The sequence below is a fragment of the Oceanobacillus sp. CAU 1775 genome (assembly GCF_054482815.1).
Genome location: NZ_JBTLRO010000004.1, coordinates 1 through 15,689, shown reverse-complemented (window position 1 = coordinate 15,689; position 15,689 = coordinate 1). Strand labels below are relative to the sequence as shown.

Below are 15,689 nucleotides of genomic sequence, written 5' to 3'. Positions count from 1 at the left end.
ACTCAAATCTACTTAGTTAGTTATTTCTTCATAAAGAGCTTTCCATCTATCATAAGCTTCTTGGTTTCCTTGCTCCTCATAAATATATAAAACACTTTCAAAATAAGAATCATACTCAGTTAGAATTGCAAGTTTTTCAAGATAAGGCAGTCGCATTTTATCAAATGTTCTACCTTTGCCATCACCTTCAATGCCAATTAATGTAGAAATCATACGTAAGCTATGTGCGTCCTTAGAGTTTGCTTCCACATTCTTTCGGTAAGCTTCTAATGCTTCTTCAATCTTTCCATCTACTAAGAGACGATCTGCGCTAGTCAGTTCTCTTTCTTTTAAATACAACACTGGAACATTGCCGATATTCGACTCATTGAGACGATAGCCATTACTACGTGTTAATAACTCTCCGTCTTGATTATATGCTGAAATATTCCAAGAAAATCTTCCATCTGGATTAGCAAATCCCAGATAGATTGCTGGATCGAAGTATTCCCATTCCATGCTTTCCTTACTTATAAGTACATGGGGACTGTGATGATAAAGTTTATCAATTGGTATTGTTACTTCAGTTTCTGAAAATTTAATATCAAGTATTATTCCCGAAGACCCTCCCTTATATTCTACATTTAATCCTAATAGATAATAAGCTGCTTCAGGGACTTCTTCCCAAGCAAATGTTATCTCATCATCAGTAATCACTGTATCATTTACTGGTGAATAAACGTCCATTAGCGGCGCCAAGGTGATGTCATACGATATATTTTCCGAGCCATCAACAATAATCCAATCATCCATCGAAACTGGCCAAGTGTGTCCATCGATATGGTCGATGGTAAAGCCAGCAAACATTTGATATTTTCCTGGAGTAACACCTTTCATTTCATAATAACCATTTTCATCTGTAGTCACTTGTACTTGCCGGTCTTCATATGTGATTGACGTATGAACGAGACTTTCATTTCGTAAATAAACACCCGCTCTCGCAAGTGGGGTCCCATCGGCTCGCTTTAAATGTCCTGAAACCGTAACTATCTTTTCTTCGCTCCATTTATTCGTATTATGCAGTCTTTTTTCGAGAAAAACCAATTTTCTATAGACTTCGGAGTGTTCAACAGATTTATTTTCATATGGATCCCGCCAGTTCTTTGCAAAGTCATCCATCAACTGATTAATAGTTGCAGCTGCTTCTTCTTGATTTCCTTTACGTAAAATAGTTTGGAAATAATATTCCGCTGCTTCACCGAAAATATAAGAGTGAGCTTCAGGTGTCGTTTGCATCATATCTATTAAATGAGCTTCTGCTTTATCGAGCTCGTTTTCTCTGAAAAGTAGTTTTGCGTAAGAGAGGGAGATGTCATGATAAATATGATCTATGCTTTTATTTTCCGACCGTTCTAATGCATGCTTATAAATAGATTCTGCCCATTCTATATCACCTTGACTAGCTGCATAATTTGCTAATTTCACTGCTGCCGCATGCAGCCCGTAATCAATTGGTCCATCTTCTAAATACGCTTCCACATATTTCAATTTTTCTTCCCAAGTAAATGTTGTGGTTTCTTCTGCATGACTAATCGAACTCATGGTAGGGCCTACATAAACATCATAATCTTCGTATCCTTGATAACCCAATATATGTTGAGAAATCAGGCTATATTTTTGGTGGGGTAAAATTCTACTTTCAAGTACATCTAGAACTTTTTCCTTACCACCAACCTTTTCATTTTCAATTGTATGTTTTGCAATGACGAGTTCAATCTGAGGAAATAGAAACATTCCCACTAGAGGCAGTACGACGAATACACTAAACAAGATAGTAACAAAATGTTTTACTTTCATTGTTATCTTAGTCTTCATCCGCTAATCTCCTCTCTACATCTTCCTTAACATACATATTTCCCCCGATAACTATCGTTTCTTTAATCTCATAGTTTGGATTCATTTCACTGATTTGGAAGACACCATAAGCAAAGAGAAAGACAGCAAAAACAGAACTAACTGGCAATAAAGGAATAGATATTTCTTTGTTCCATAATCGATGAAATTTTGTCTTCCATGAGCGATCTTCTATTTGTTTTAATACTTCAGCTTTTTTTGTAAAACGAATGTCTTTCAATTCATTAACCAATTGTTCTCTTATTTGTTGTTTCTCCTTCATGAGTTAGTTCCTCCTTCTCTAACAAAATCGCTTTTAATAATTCTCTCCCACGCTTAAGGCGTGATTTTATTGTATTTTCTTTTACTTCTATAAGATTAGCTATCTCAGAAATCTTAAGTTCGTTAAAGTAAAATAATGTAATCACTTCTCGGTATTTATAATCTAGTGTATGTATTGCTGTCGCTAGCCCTTCTCCAAATTCAATTTCTAAAAGGCTATCTTCAGGACCTTCTACATTCTCATCTTCAAAGATTTGTTCCTTATCATCTTTTTGTAGAAAAATATTTTTCCAACTCCACTTACGCATACGCTGTCTTGATTGGTTGATTGTAATCGTAGTAAGCCAACTTTTTAGTACAGCTTCATTTTCTAATTGGGCAATCTTTTCATATGCAATTAAAAATGTATCTTGAACAACTTCCTCAGCTGTTTGGTGATCTTTCAAAAGTAAAAAGGCCATGCGGAGCAAGTAATCTCCATATTGGTTCATGAGTTCCACGATCGCAGCTTCTTCTTTATTCTTTAACCTGTCAACGAGATTCATCCCTGCCCCTCCCCATCAATACTAAGATGCAAGCTACTTGGAAAAGGTTGCATCATTATAAATTTTATATTACAGCATTGTGGTGTGATTGCCGAGTGGGAGGATATCAGCATAATATGTGACGATATCAGGATAAGTCGTGTCGGTATCAGGAAATATTGTGTCCATATCAGGATTTGGAGCAATATATCGGGATTTCAACCAAACGAACACTTCTTTTATTGCTCGTCACTTTAAATACGAACTACAAATTCAAGCAAATAAAAAAGCGCTACCCCTCAAGCAATTAGCTTGAAAAATAGCGCTTCTAACAATTAGTTTATCATTTTTTGCATTTCATTTAAATTGAATGTACGAACTGAGCGTGGGAGGAAACTACGAATTTCGTCTTCGTTATATCCTACTTGAAGTCGTTTGTCATCAAGCATGATTGGGCGTTTTAGAATCCCAGGATGCTCTTCAATTAGTGCCAGTAAATCTTGTAATGATAATTTTTCTAAATCAATATTTAGTTGGTTATAAACTTTTGATCGTGTAGAAATAATTTCTTCCGTTCCATTATCAGTTAATCTTAAAATTTCTTTTATTTCTTCACGAGTTAATGGTTCTGCCATAATATTACGTTCTTTAAACGAAATCTCATTCTCTTCGAACCATTTCTTTGCTTTCCTACATGAAGTACAACTTGGAGTAACATAAAGTGTAACCATCCGATCACCTCAACATATATTTTGAAAATAATTTACGTGAATTAATTTATGTTTAATTAAGTATATTATAACGTACTTAACGCTGAATGTCAAATTAGGTTAGGGTTTTCATATAATCTTGCTAATTAGGTGTTTTTGAAACCTTTACCTGCTTTATCTCGTATTTAATAATACGAAAGTGAGGAGAACCGTATGAAAAAATGGATAGTACTATTTATCGCTTCACTGGCAATTTTACTTTTTCCCATAACAGCATTTGCTGTTGATTTTACAATAAACGAAACGAATATTGAAGCATTCCTCCAAGAGAATGGAGACGTGGAGGTTTCCGAATTTCACACTTACGAATTTGATGGAGAATTCAATGGGATTACGAGAAGTATTATTCCCAAATCCGGAACATCAATAAAGGATTTCCAAGCGGTTGAAAACGGGTTACCACTTAAAATTGAACAAGAAGATGAATTATACCGAATTTTTCGTGCTGGTGACAGTGAAACAATTCTGATTGAGATAAATTATACAATAACAAATGGTGTAGAAGTCTTTGCAGATATGGCTCAATTTCATTGGCCTTTCTTCGACTCGAGCAATGAATCTGATTATGAAGAGATGACAATTTCTGTCCATCCACCGAATCAAGCATTTGATGTTTTAGCTTATGGAGATAATGAAGCATATAATACAGAAACCATTCTAGATGATGGTACGGTTATTTTTTCAATGGGATATGTAAGAAGCGGGACAGATGGTAATATACGAGTCGCTTTTGAAAACTCGCTTTTCCCTGCAGTACCGACAATAAGTGATAAATCCATTCGGCATGATATTTTAAACAAACAGCAAACACTTGCAGATGACTATTTAAATTATAAAGAAAGACAAGGAACAGTTAATAATATTGCTCCATTTGCTGTGGGTGTTTTTGGAGTATTCCTCTTGGGACTATTGTTCTTTGCTTGGCGTAAAAAGCAAATGACAGATCACGAAGCAGAACGAATTTACCATTCATCTTCAATCGTACCAAAAGAAATCATGAGCATGCCTGCGACGATTTATTACTATAGAAAATATTTAGTTGGTTACGGCGAATTAATGACGATTGGAATGATGGATTTAATTAGAAAAGGCAATATTGAAGCCCGTTCAGATGAAAAGTATTATAGAGTTCATTCGAAGACAGAGCATAAACACGAAAATTCTCTACTAAAATTATTATTCGATAAAATAGGAAGAGACAACACGTTTACATTTAAACAATTAAAGAAATTCTCAGAGTCAACAAAGGATCAACATACATTTAATACAGCTGTAAATGGTTACCAAAAAGAATTATTAGAGGAAATTCATACACATGATTTATACGATTCCCATAAGAAATTACGATGGACGACTGCAATTCTCAGTTTATTGCTTATTCCATTGATGATTATATTTGGAATCTATCAGCTTTTCATGTGGTTGTTTATTAGTCTAGGAATTATGGTTGCGCTATTAGTGTTTGCGATTGCATTTAACCCTAAAACTCCAGAGGGTAAAGTAATAAAGAAACGCTGGAAGCAATTTGAAAAAGAATTTGAGGAACTAGAAGAAAACAATTGGAGATCCTTAGCTAGTGATGACAAAGAACGTGCACTACTCTTCTCTTCTGGACTAGCTAATAAAAAGTTAAAAGAGAAAAACAAACAGTTTATCGAGAGTTATGAAAACCAAGACAATTCTGCGATGACTTTACTCTTACTTTTAACTCTTTCAACAACAGGGAGCTCAAGTTTTGGAAGTGCTACAAATGTCGCTGCTTCTTCAGGTGGATCATTCACTGGCTCTGGTTCAGGAGTTGGCGGTGGTGGCGGAGGATCAGGAGCATTTTAATAGATTTGGATTTTTGGACGAAGAGCTTTTATCTTCGTCCTTTTATGTGCTTTTTTTAGTTTAATTTTTTCACTAGCGAGCCTACAGCAATACCAAATATAGCATGCGATCCCGTCCAATAGATCCATGCAGCAGTATCATTAGGTTCAGGGGGTTCATCTGTCAAGGCACTGAGGAAATATAAAGCTCCCCCACCTAGCGAATAGACCCCAACATAAGGCGAAATATTATTTTCTAAGCCTAGTGGTTTTAAAATATAATACAAACCAACTGCACTAGAGATACATGTACCAAAATGAAAGGCAACGCCAACACCTGGAATATCCTTGTACTTCTTAAACAATGGAATATAGTCAACATTATATAGTAGAATTTCTGAGGGGTTCCCACTAATTTTGCGGATTAATTTCATCGAAGCGGACAACACAGTGCCTGCGAGTACACCTGTTAATACTAGTTTTGAGATTTTCATATTATCATCACCTGCTAGTAGAGATTTGGTGTACTATACCCGTTTGGATGTTGGATAAACTGGAACAAATATATTTATCTTGTCATGGCTGTAAGGGTGGTCATTTCTTTTTTTGACATTATCGCAACAATTAACACTCCAAATATAAGCATTAAATAAATAGATGCAACACGAGAACCGTCCCCATGTATCAAATCTAAAGTAAATCTGCTTTCAAACTTAAATTCTGAAATGCTTTAGATTACCAATTAATACCCATGCTACACAAAGGTTTAATTTCATTTCAAAATAGGGTATAATTGATTTAGAAAGTCATACCTTAATAAGAGACCACTTCATGCTCGTACATGAAATGGTCAGGCGTGTAATTGCCCTTCAAGGGGCGAGACTCGCAAATAGAGTAAAGAAATAACTACCCTAAAGCTCGGTCAAAGCAATCAGGGGTAGTTATTTCTTTTTCTCTGACAATATCGATACGATGAGCGCTCCAAAACTTAGCATGAGAACCATTGCTTCAAATATTGTCATAGGCATCACCCCCTCCTAAAAATAGGATGTGAGAGCGAGCTACTACCCTTAAAAAGCTTTATTACACATTTTTTATTATAACATATACGAACGCATGTTTCTATTTGTAAACATAATTTTAAGTAAATATACCTATTACAGCATTTCTACCCACTATTTTCAACCACTCCCTCAAACTCATTGAATAATTAAGCTCTCATCGCTTAAACCACTTTTCTCTTATTTCTTGAAACGTCATGTTATGAAAAATAATCGTATACCATAAGATGCTCCCCGTAAAAACAGTAAGTACTTTTATTTGTCTATGAATAAATATTTGGATTGGTAGGATAGCAATGATCAGTACAATCCCGACTGAAATTGCTAACACTTCTAAATAAAATCTAAATCTAAAAAAATTCATCTGTTCTTCTCTCCTAGAAAGCTATATATGAAGAGTCCAAGGAAGATTGCATTTGAACATTTAAATGAAGGTTTTTTCTATAAAAATCAGCCGCCTCTTTTAATTCTCTCTCTTTTCCAACAAACTTTCATGTATAACACCATACATTTCTTCAACCCCATCACTTGTCGCATCAAAATTATAAGCATCTTTTATATTAATACCAAGCTGCACTGCTTCTTCGATTGCATCGATATTTGCTCCCAGAAAGATAAATTCCCAGTTATATTCTTTTTCCATTTGACGGATTAATTCTTTTACTTTTTTATAACTAAATTCACAACTTGCATTTTCTAAGCCGTCTGTTGTAATTACAAAAATAACTTGAGTAGTTTTTTCTCTAAGTCTATTGTTTGAGTAGTTAACAATCGTTTTACCAATTGCATCTAGTAAAGCAGTTGATCCGCCTATGAAATATTCATTAGACGTTAGATTTAATTCACTTGCGGAGACATCTTCCCAAATAACTTCGTACTCATGATCAAAGAGTGCAACAGTTGCTCTAGTTGCACCATCCAATTGCGCTTGTTTTTTCATTAAGGCATTAAACCCGCCTATTGTATCTTCTTCTAACCCCCACATGGAACCACTTTTATCAAGTAAAAATATAATTTCTGTAACTTTCTTATTCATCTTCATCAGCCCCTTTGTCTTTCTGATATAATGGTAACGTAATTAATATAGAATTTGGTCGCTTCAGAAGCGACATTTAGGAGGGGTCTTATGGTTGATCAAAAGTTATTAGAAGAAATTGCGAAATATGTGGAATTTCATATAAATGTTTCTCTAAACTATAGCTCAAGTTTAAATGTAGCCGAATCTAGTATATTTACAGATAAAGCAAATGGAGAAATTGAAAACTATATAAAAACTATAAGAAAACCTCCATTAAATGCTGTGCTCTTTAAGTATATTGATAAGAAAACTATGAGTGATAGTCAGGTTTATAAAAAGGCAGGGATTGATCGCAGACATTTTTCAAAAATCCGTTCCAATTCAGACTATAAGCCAAAGAAGAATACAATAATTGCTCTCGCCTTTGCCTTAGAATTAAATAGAGTAGAATTCGATGAAGTGTTAAGCGCTGCTGGCTATTCGTTGGCAGAAAATGATACGAATGATTTAATAATCCAATACTTTCTCGATAAGGAAATCTATGATATCCCATTAATTAATGAAGTGTTAGAAAGTTTCGAGCTGAAACCATTAGGTCAAATATAGACAAAAAAACATCACTGCTTGTAGAAAAAATACAAACAATGATGGGTTTATTATAATTATTTTTCAACGACGACCGCCTGCTTCAAAACCTCTTCCTTCAATAACTTAACACCAATTTCTATATCCTTTTCTTCGGTGAATTCGTCAATGTGATGGCTAAGTCCTTCAACTGAAGGAACAAAGATTAGAGCTGTTGGCCAACAGCTTGCTGTGTTCATGGCATCATGTCCTGCTCCACTCGACATAAACATAAAAGGTACTCCAGCCTCCTCACAAGTAACGGAAAATGCTTTTGCCAAATCTTGATTCATCATAATAGGCGCGTCTTTTTGGATGACTTCTATAGATATGGGCATCTTTCTTTTTATTTCTACTTCCTTTACCCTTTTAATAATTTGCTTATAAACCCGCTCTCTAGAATCAACATCTGTACTTCGGATATCCACCTTTAACTTTGCATATCCTGGTACCACATTCATTGCACCTGGTGTGATATCAAGAACGCCAACCGTCGCGACTGTTTCATGTTTATCTTCTGAGACACCTGCTTCTTCCACCGCTAAAACTATTTCTGCTGCAGCTAGTAACGCATCTTTTCGATTTAACATTCCAGTCGTTCCTGAGTGTGAACTTTTCCCTTCTATATTAATAGCTAAACGGAGTGGTGCTGCAATTCCAGTAACGATACCAATTTTCTTCTGTGCTTCAATGAGCTTTGGTCCTTGCTCCACATGGAGTTCATAAAATGCTTTTACAGGCATCTTGCTTCGATCTGCATGGAGGAATTGATCCAAATCTAAACCTTGTTCAACGACAGCTTCCCTTAATGAAATCCCGTCTTTGTCCTCTAGATTTTCAAGGGTATCCATGTCCATTTTACCTGTCATTAATTTACTTCCTAAAGTTGCAATGTTAAATCTTGAGGACTCCTCGCTCGTAAATCCAATTAATTCGATTGGATGCATCGTCAGTATACCGGATTCTTTTATCGAACGAATAATTTCAAACCCAGCAACGACACCAAGTAAACCATCGTAACGTCCTCCTTGATAAACAGTGTCTACATGCGAACCGATAAGTACTGGTGGTAAATGGTCATCCGTACCAGGCAAACGAATAATCACATTACCTGCTTGGTCAATTTCAGTTTCGAGACCTGCTATCGTTCCTTCTCTCACTAGAAATTGTTTTGCCATGTATTCTTCATATGTATAAGCAAGTCGTTCAATGCCGTTACCCGTATCGCCAATCTCATTCATTTTATTAAATGTATCCATCCATCGTTCTAAATTCATCTCTGCCATCTCCATAAATTTCGATTGTTATATATAGTTCTAATTTACAATATATTTTCATGTTACACCAGTTTTGATGAGTGAAAGTCACGTTATTATAAGGAATAGAAAAATATTTTTAACTAAATGGCACTTCATACTTTTTTTGTTGTATAATATCTTTATATTTTAGTAGAAATCGTCCTCCCAAACCCCTCTATAAAAAGGTGATCTGGCTGGACTAACTGCTAACTTGAGAGGGGATAGTGAAGTAAATTTAAAGGCGCTACAAGAGAATACTTATTATCACAAAGGGAGAAAAGGAATATGAGAAAAACTGTTTATCTATTAATAGGCTTAGTATTAATTTTCTTAGCTGCATGTGGAGCTAATGAAGACCTAAGTAAAGAAGAAGTTTTAAGTCAAACCATTGAAAAAGTGGAAACAATCGAAAGTTACTCAGCAGATATAAAAATGGATACAAGTATGCTTGGAATGGATATGTCAATAGAAGGCGTTAGTGACATTACCCATAATCCCGATACGATGTATATTAAAATGACAATGAACATGCCTGGAATGGCAATGGAAACAGAGACATATTATGCGGATGGTGTAGGGTATATGTCGATGTTCGATGAGTGGTTTGAAATGTCCGAAGAAGAACTGCAATTAGGTAGCTTTGACCAACTAAATAAAGAAGAGTTAGAAAAATTACAGGCATTTGAAGATCAATTTGAGATGACTGAGGAAGATGGTATGTATGTACTGTCACTAACTGGCGACGGGGAAACATTTAAAAAACTTGTTGATCCTTATTTAGACTCATCCATGGGTGGTAACGGTGGTGAAATATTATTTGATGAAGAGCTGGACTTTTCAGTAAACAATTTTGAAACAAAAATGTGGATCGACAAGAAAACGATGATTCTTACAACCCAAACTGTACTTGCAGATATCGAGATGGACGGAGAAGCGTTCACCATTAGCTCTGAAGTTAGTATTTCAAATATAGATGAAGTCGAACCAATTGAAGTTCCTGCTGAAGTACTTGAAAACGTAGTAGCTGATGATTATTGGGAAGATGATTATGATTATGAAGAAGAAGATTTGACACTTGATGAAATAAACGAAATTATTGATTTCACAATTCCAACAATAACTCATGTTCCAGAAGGATATGAGCTTGTAGATACGTATTATGATGAATATAGTGGTGCTGTTTTTATAAGCTATGAAAAAGACTTTTATAATTATTTCACAGTAGATGTGTATCCTTCAAAAGAAGCATATGGTGAAATTTATATGGAAGAAACTACTGAAGAAATTGATATCAATGGAGAGACAGGTATTCTTCAATTTTCTGAAGGAAACTTCATGTACATGACTTGGATGCATGGTGATTTATTTATTGATTTAACTGTTGACGGACCTGAAATGTCAAAAGATATTTTACTAGATATTGCTAATGGAATTGAATAATTACTATTAAAATAATAACCAGGCAAGGAATATGTTACCTATTTCCTTGACTGGTTATTTTTCATTTATTAATTTGTAAATTGTTCTGCTTCTGTTGAACCAGCTAATGCAGTCGTTGAAGAAGTACCACCTGAAATGACTTGTGCAACTTCATCAAAATAACCTGTCCCTACTTCACGTTGGTGACGAGTAGCAGTATAGCCATTCTCCTCACTTGCAAACTCTGCTTGTTGTAACCTAGAATATGCAGCCATTCCTTCATTTTTATAGCCTCTAGCAAGTTCGAACATACTGTGATTTAGTGAATGGAATCCAGCAAGTGTAACGAACTGGAATTTATAACCTAATTTACCTAGTTCAATTTGGTAGTTTGCTATTTCCGCGTCTGATAATTTTCGCTTCCAATTGAATGAAGGTGAACAGTTATATGCTAACAGTTTATTTGGATACTTCTCATGAATCGCTTCAGCAAAACGCCTTGCTTCCTCAAGGTCCGGCTCCGCAGTTTCACACCATACTAAATCTGCATATGGCGCATATGCAAGACCTCTTGCGATTGCTTGATCAATCCCAGCATTTGTTTTATAAAACCCTTCAGCAGTACGCTCTCCAGTAAGGAATGATGCATCTTCTGGATCAACATCACTTGTTACCATATCTGCTGCGTTTGCATCTGTTCGGGCAATTAAAATTGTAGGCGTTCCCATGACATCAGCTGCAAATCGAGCTGCAACTAAGTTTTTTACTGCCGTCTGTGTTGGAAGTAATACTTTCCCACCTAAGTGACCACATTTTTTCTCTGATGCTAATTGGTCCTCGAAGTGTACACCAGATGCCCCAGCTTCAATCATCGACTTCATTAATTCAAATACATTTAAGTGTCCTCCAAAACCTGCTTCTGCATCTGCTACAATTGGAGCAAACCAATCAATAGCTGTATCGCCTTCAGAATAATGTATTTGGTCTGCACGCTGTAATGCTTGATTAATACGTTTCACAACATTTGGTACACTATTAACTGGGTATAAACTTTGATCAGGATACATTTCTCCAGCCATGTTTGCATCAGCAGCAACTTGCCAGCCACTTAAATAAATTGCTTTTAACCCTGCTTTTACTTGTTGAACAGCTTGATTACCAGTTAATGCACCAAGAGCGTTCACATAGTCCTCTGTATTAATTAATTCCCATAACTTTTCAGAACCGCGACTAGCAAGCGTGTATTCTAAATCTATTGAACCTCTTAATCTAATAACATCTTCAGCAGAATATGGTCGCTCAATTCCTACCCATCGTAAATCATTTTCCCAGCTTTTTTGTAATTTTTGTACACGTTCGTTTGTCATTATTGATTTCCCCCTTGGATTAATTTTTCGTATACTGGTAAAGTTAAAAACTCCTCAAATGTCTCTTGCTTAATTAAATCATCAAAGATTTCTGCAGCTTGTTCATAATTGCCTTGCTGATAAAACTCTTTCCCAACCATGTTTTCTATTTTTCTTAATTCTTCTTCTAGTGTTTGTTCTACTAATTCCATCGTTATATCTCTACCATCTGAAAGCACACCTTTTGGATAACGAATCCATTGCCAGATTTGCGCTCTAGAAATTTCAGCTGTTGCGGCATCTTCCATCAAGTTATTAATTGGTACAGCTCCTCTTCCTGAAAGTAAAGCTGCAGTATATTGGATGCCCACACTAATATTCGTTCGCAGTCCTTCTTCCGTAATTTCCCCTTCTGGAAGCTCTACTAATTCTTCAGCAGTGACCTCAACATCTTCTCGTTTTTTATCTAATTGATTTGAAGTAGGCATGATTTTATTAAAAATATCTTTTACGAGCTCTACCATTCCTGGATGTGCTACCCATGTTCCATCATGCCCATCTCTTGCTTCACGTTCTTTGTCTTTGCGAACTTTTTCAAACGCAATTTCATTTGCGGCGTCATCATTTTTTACAGGAATTTGTGCTGCCATTCCACCCATCGCAAATGCATTTCTTCTATGACAAGTCTTTACCGCTAACTGTGTATACGCGCGCATAAATGGAACTTCCATTGTAACTGCGGCACGGTCAGGTAAGATTCGATCTGGATTCTTATGGAATTTCTTAATATAGCTGAAAATGTAATCCCAGCGTCCACAATTTAAACCTGCTGCATGCTCACGAATTTCATATAAAATTTCATCCATCTCAAATGCTGCTGTAATTGTTTCAATAAGTACCGTTGCTTTTATTGTTCCTTGTGGAATACCTAATTCATTTTGCGCAAAAACAAATACATCATTCCAGAGACGCGCTTCTAAATGGCTCTCCACTTTTGGTAAATAAAAGTAAGGACCAGATCCTCTTGCTAACAACTCTTTTGCATTATGGAAAAAATATAATCCGAAATCTACTAAACTACCAGACATTGGTTCACCATTTACGGTTAAATGTCTTTCTTCCAAATGCCAGCCCCGGGCACGAACAATGAGTACAGCAGTTTCTTCATTTAAAGAATAAGACTTACCATTATCAGCAGTAAAATCAATTTCTCTTCGAATAGCATCTCTCAGATTCACTTGCCCATCCATCACATTCGTCCAAGTTGGTGATGTCGCGTCTTCGAAATCTGCCATGAAAGCTTTAGCCCCACAATTCAATGCATTAATAATCATTTTTCTATCTACTGGACCAGTAATTTCTACTCTTCTATCCTGCAGGTCTCTTGGTAGCTGATCGATTACCCAGTCACCTTCTCTGATATGCTTGGTTTCTTCTAGAAATTGAAGCTCTTTTCCATTATTAATTTCTTCTTGTAATTCTTTTCTTTTCTCCAGTAGTGCTTTTCGTTGGTCATTAAAGTTGAGATGTAGTTTTTCCAGAAATCCTAATGCCTCGGGCGTTAGGATTTCTGCATACTTTTGTTCATGGTTTACTTTCACAGTAGCTTGATTTATTACCATTCAATTACGCTCCCCATCTGTTATATGATATACACAAAAATAACCATTTGTTATATAACACTACGCCCAAAAAAATTTACTCCCCACGTTTCGATAAGCAATAATCACATACCATTGAAAAGCTTTTTGAATCTACTTCTTTTCCACACTCTGGACAAGATACTTTCTCCTGTTTCATCATTTCGCTTCCTCCTTTTATATAACAGTATTTTGATTAATCTTACTTGTTGTATAACAGTGTATGTTAAGTCTTTTGAAAAATCAACTCTTTTTTATAAATTATTTGAATATTGTTTATTGGTAGTTTGTCTATCCCTTGGTATATAAGGGTTTACTTCCATAAAACTTTTTATAATTTTTTCAGAAAAGATTGTTATTCTGTTATATGACAAGCCTAAAATTGTAAGTTACATGTTATAATTAATGAAATATTATTGAATGAGGAGCAATTCGATGGCGAAAAAGAAATACTACGTCGTATGGGTTGGTAGGAAACCTGGCGTATATGATAGTTGGGCAAAGTGCCAAGAACAAGTAAATAAATTCGATCAAGCAAAATTTAAAGCATACCCATCCCTGGAGCAAGCGACAAAAGCATATGAAGAAGGATGGAAAGTTCATTGGGGTCAGGGGAAAACATCTGCAAAGCAAGTGAAAAATCTTGATAATATTGACAGTGGAGAAATAGACTATAACAGTATTTCTGTCGATGTTGGGACACGAGGAAACCCTGGGCCAGTTGAATACCAAGGTGTCGATACAAAAACAGGACAAGTAATTTTTTCACACGGTCCTATCAAAAGAGGAACAAACAATTTAGGAGAATTCCTTGCGATTGTTCATGCTCTTGCTCACTTAAAACAGCAAGGCAGCAATAAAACAATCTACACAGATTCACGTAATGCAATGAAATGGATAAGAGAAAAGAAGGTTTCCACAACTTTGAAAAGAGACGAATCAACAGAAGAAATCTGGAATTTGATTGACCGCGCGCTTTATTGGCTGCAAAATAATACTTATGAAAATAAGATCTTGAAATGGGATACGAAACGTTGGGGAGAAATTAAGGCGGATTATGGTAGAAAATAAATAAAATTGTTTACAAAAAGAGCACCTCTCTCTATATGTAGTTAACAAAGATACATGTGAGTTGCAAAATCATAAATCGCATCAACATTCAAAAGGTAATTCGCACGATTCTCACAATTAACTTCACAGTATAAATTCCATCACAAAGCTTAGAGAATTAAATTCTCTAAGCTTTCTTTTTTATAATTACTCCTTCAACTAACGCACCCAATCTTTTAATATCTAATCGTTAGTTAAAATAAGCGTTTCAGTATTGTCATTCCACTCTACTATTACTTCTACCACGGAACTTTCACTTACTTTGGCATTCGTTGGGTTTGACTGATTCTCAATAATGAGTACACCTTTTTCATTTAAAGAAGCCCCGCTACGGCCAAATCCGCCAGCGTTCGTATCAACATCAAAAGTTATATCTCCAACTGCACTAACTTCATCACCTTTATATTCCAATTCAAGTTTTTTATCTTCGTAGTCGTTACTGTGTTGAGTAACTTTTAATGAAGCAGACCAATTAGTTGTTTCTCCATTAAAAGTGAAGGTATTGGAATTACAAGCTGAAAGTAATAACAAAAACATCCCTAGCAATATTATCTTTCTAACCATAGTACATCACCCCCATTTTATTATATACGGAACCGCTGAATATAGGTTTCATTGTAATTCCATTATTATGTATATTTAAGGTGAAAAAAGACTATACGTTTTAAACTATCCTGTCCAGTTCGTTTAAAAACTTCTATCTAAATACTAACATAATATTCCAATAATAATACCCAAATCTATTTATTATAAAAAAAGCGACCCTATTTGGATCACTTTCTTCCACTATTGCACCCGTTTGTTGAAGAATACTTACTGTTTTTTTCGATAAACATTCGTCTTGTATTGGTTCCATTCCGTATTCAATTGATTCCAGTGTGTTATCTTCCAGGGATTGAAAAAAGTTTGTCCAT

Annotated in this window: 17 protein-coding genes; 4 read left to right on the top strand and 13 right to left on the bottom strand. The window is 35.4% G+C overall.

The annotated features are described in order from the left end of the window. Window positions 1-12: 12 nt before the first annotated feature. From ACXYMZ_RS07910 to spxA, 4 genes are all read right to left on the bottom strand, one after another. Window positions 13-1,854: a hypothetical protein gene (locus ACXYMZ_RS07910; RefSeq protein WP_458947851.1), complete on the bottom strand. Its 1,842-nt coding sequence runs from the start codon at window positions 1,852-1,854 to the stop codon at window positions 13-15. Beyond that, the gene (locus ACXYMZ_RS07905) at window positions 1,844-2,155 is read right to left on the bottom strand and encodes a hypothetical protein (protein ID WP_458947850.1); all 312 of its coding nucleotides are present in this window, start codon (window positions 2,153-2,155) and stop codon (window positions 1,844-1,846) included. The genes ACXYMZ_RS07910 and ACXYMZ_RS07905 overlap by 11 nt, the downstream gene beginning before the upstream one ends. Continuing rightward, window positions 2,118-2,699 carry an RNA polymerase sigma factor gene (locus tag ACXYMZ_RS07900; protein ID WP_458947849.1) on the bottom strand — a complete coding sequence of 194 codons (582 nt, stop codon included), beginning with the start codon at window positions 2,697-2,699 and terminating at the stop codon, window positions 2,118-2,120. Before ACXYMZ_RS07900 ends, ACXYMZ_RS07905 begins: the two co-directional genes overlap by 38 nt. 314 nt (window positions 2,700-3,013) lie before the next feature. Further along, on the bottom strand, window positions 3,014-3,409 hold the full coding sequence (gene spxA, locus ACXYMZ_RS07895) for a transcriptional regulator SpxA (RefSeq protein ID WP_458947848.1): 396 nt from the start codon (window positions 3,407-3,409) through the stop codon (window positions 3,014-3,016). 192 nt (window positions 3,410-3,601) lie between these two features. On the opposite strand from spxA, the gene ACXYMZ_RS07890 reads away from it, so the two are divergent. After that, window positions 3,602-5,281, top strand: a complete 1,680-nt coding sequence (locus ACXYMZ_RS07890) for a DUF2207 domain-containing protein (RefSeq protein ID WP_458947847.1) — start codon at window positions 3,602-3,604, stop codon at window positions 5,279-5,281. Window positions 5,282-5,336: 55 nt separating this feature from the next. Here the strand turns inward: ACXYMZ_RS07890 and ACXYMZ_RS07885 are convergent, their stop codons facing one another. From ACXYMZ_RS07885 to ACXYMZ_RS07870, 4 genes are all read right to left on the bottom strand, one after another. After that, on the bottom strand, window positions 5,337-5,753 hold the full coding sequence (locus ACXYMZ_RS07885) for a hypothetical protein (RefSeq protein ID WP_458947846.1): 417 nt from the start codon (window positions 5,751-5,753) through the stop codon (window positions 5,337-5,339). A 447-nt stretch (window positions 5,754-6,200) separates the two neighbouring features. After that, a complete protein-coding gene (locus ACXYMZ_RS07880; protein WP_458948170.1) occupies window positions 6,201-6,281 on the bottom strand; it encodes a putative holin-like toxin in 81 nt (26 codons plus the stop codon). 196 nt (window positions 6,282-6,477) lie between these two features. Then, window positions 6,478-6,684 (bottom strand): hypothetical protein, encoded by a 207-nt coding sequence (locus ACXYMZ_RS07875; protein WP_458947845.1) that lies wholly within the window; start codon window positions 6,682-6,684, stop codon window positions 6,478-6,480. 99 nt (window positions 6,685-6,783) lie between these two features. After that, a complete protein-coding gene (locus ACXYMZ_RS07870; RefSeq protein ID WP_458947844.1) occupies window positions 6,784-7,356 on the bottom strand; it encodes a vWA domain-containing protein in 573 nt (190 codons plus the stop codon). 90 nt (window positions 7,357-7,446) lie between these two features. Here ACXYMZ_RS07870 and ACXYMZ_RS07865 point away from each other — a divergent pair, with 90 nt between their 5' ends. Further along, window positions 7,447-7,944 (top strand): hypothetical protein, encoded by a 498-nt coding sequence (locus ACXYMZ_RS07865; RefSeq protein ID WP_458947843.1) that lies wholly within the window; start codon window positions 7,447-7,449, stop codon window positions 7,942-7,944. 56 nt (window positions 7,945-8,000) lie between these two features. Here the strand turns inward: ACXYMZ_RS07865 and ACXYMZ_RS07860 are convergent, their stop codons facing one another. Beyond that, window positions 8,001-9,239, bottom strand: a complete 1,239-nt coding sequence (locus ACXYMZ_RS07860; RefSeq protein WP_458947842.1) for an allantoate amidohydrolase — start codon at window positions 9,237-9,239, stop codon at window positions 8,001-8,003. Between the two features lie 306 nt (window positions 9,240-9,545). Here ACXYMZ_RS07860 and ACXYMZ_RS07855 point away from each other — a divergent pair, with 306 nt between their 5' ends. Further along, on the top strand, window positions 9,546-10,700 hold the full coding sequence (locus tag ACXYMZ_RS07855; RefSeq protein ID WP_458947841.1) for a DUF6612 family protein: 1,155 nt from the start codon (window positions 9,546-9,548) through the stop codon (window positions 10,698-10,700). Window positions 10,701-10,768: 68 nt separating this feature from the next. On the opposite strand, the gene aceA is transcribed toward ACXYMZ_RS07855, so the two are convergent. Together aceA and aceB are read right to left on the bottom strand one after the other, a co-directional pair. After that, window positions 10,769-12,046 carry an isocitrate lyase gene (gene aceA, locus ACXYMZ_RS07850; protein WP_458947840.1) on the bottom strand — a complete coding sequence of 426 codons (1,278 nt, stop codon included), beginning with the start codon at window positions 12,044-12,046 and terminating at the stop codon, window positions 10,769-10,771. Beyond that, window positions 12,046-13,647, bottom strand: coding sequence for a malate synthase A (gene aceB / locus ACXYMZ_RS07845; protein ID WP_458947839.1), 1,602 nt, complete (start codon window positions 13,645-13,647; stop codon window positions 12,046-12,048). Before aceB ends, aceA begins: the two co-directional genes overlap by 1 nt. Window positions 13,648-14,100: 453 nt before the next feature. Here aceB and rnhA point away from each other — a divergent pair, with 453 nt between their 5' ends. Then, on the top strand, window positions 14,101-14,736 hold the full coding sequence (gene rnhA / locus ACXYMZ_RS07840; protein WP_458947838.1) for a ribonuclease H: 636 nt from the start codon (window positions 14,101-14,103) through the stop codon (window positions 14,734-14,736). A 222-nt stretch (window positions 14,737-14,958) separates the two neighbouring features. Here the strand turns inward: rnhA and ACXYMZ_RS07835 are convergent, their stop codons facing one another. Further along, window positions 14,959-15,339, bottom strand: a complete 381-nt coding sequence (locus ACXYMZ_RS07835; protein ID WP_458947837.1) for a hypothetical protein — start codon at window positions 15,337-15,339, stop codon at window positions 14,959-14,961. A 133-nt stretch (window positions 15,340-15,472) separates the two neighbouring features. Further along, window positions 15,473-15,689, bottom strand: a 217-nt coding sequence (locus ACXYMZ_RS07830) for a hypothetical protein (protein WP_458947836.1), incomplete at its 5' end; no start/stop codon positions are given.

Excerpts from the sequence above, each read along its gene's own strand:
- ACXYMZ_RS07910 (WP_458947851.1), bottom strand. The coding sequence starts at position 1,854 with ATGAAGACTAAGATAACAATGAAAGTAAAACATTTTGTTACTATCTTG.
- ACXYMZ_RS07905 (WP_458947850.1), bottom strand. The coding sequence starts at position 2,155 with ATGAAGGAGAAACAACAAATAAGAGAACAATTGGTTAATGAATTGAAA.
- ACXYMZ_RS07900 (WP_458947849.1), bottom strand. The coding sequence starts at position 2,699 with ATGAATCTCGTTGACAGGTTAAAGAATAAAGAAGAAGCTGCGATCGTG.
- spxA (WP_458947848.1), bottom strand. The coding sequence starts at position 3,409 with ATGGTTACACTTTATGTTACTCCAAGTTGTACTTCATGTAGGAAAGCA.
- ACXYMZ_RS07890 (WP_458947847.1), top strand. The coding sequence starts at position 3,602 with ATGAAAAAATGGATAGTACTATTTATCGCTTCACTGGCAATTTTACTT.
- ACXYMZ_RS07885 (WP_458947846.1), bottom strand. The coding sequence starts at position 5,753 with ATGAAAATCTCAAAACTAGTATTAACAGGTGTACTCGCAGGCACTGTG.
- ACXYMZ_RS07880 (WP_458948170.1), bottom strand. The coding sequence starts at position 6,281 with ATGACAATATTTGAAGCAATGGTTCTCATGCTAAGTTTTGGAGCGCTC.
- ACXYMZ_RS07875 (WP_458947845.1), bottom strand. The coding sequence starts at position 6,684 with ATGAATTTTTTTAGATTTAGATTTTATTTAGAAGTGTTAGCAATTTCA.
- ACXYMZ_RS07870 (WP_458947844.1), bottom strand. The coding sequence starts at position 7,356 with ATGAATAAGAAAGTTACAGAAATTATATTTTTACTTGATAAAAGTGGT.
- ACXYMZ_RS07865 (WP_458947843.1), top strand. The coding sequence starts at position 7,447 with ATGGTTGATCAAAAGTTATTAGAAGAAATTGCGAAATATGTGGAATTT.
- ACXYMZ_RS07860 (WP_458947842.1), bottom strand. The coding sequence starts at position 9,239 with ATGAATTTAGAACGATGGATGGATACATTTAATAAAATGAATGAGATT.
- ACXYMZ_RS07855 (WP_458947841.1), top strand. The coding sequence starts at position 9,546 with ATGAGAAAAACTGTTTATCTATTAATAGGCTTAGTATTAATTTTCTTA.
- aceA (WP_458947840.1), bottom strand. The coding sequence starts at position 12,046 with ATGACAAACGAACGTGTACAAAAATTACAAAAAAGCTGGGAAAATGAT.
- aceB (WP_458947839.1), bottom strand. The coding sequence starts at position 13,647 with ATGGTAATAAATCAAGCTACTGTGAAAGTAAACCATGAACAAAAGTAT.
- rnhA (WP_458947838.1), top strand. The coding sequence starts at position 14,101 with ATGGCGAAAAAGAAATACTACGTCGTATGGGTTGGTAGGAAACCTGGC.
- ACXYMZ_RS07835 (WP_458947837.1), bottom strand. The coding sequence starts at position 15,339 with ATGGTTAGAAAGATAATATTGCTAGGGATGTTTTTGTTATTACTTTCA.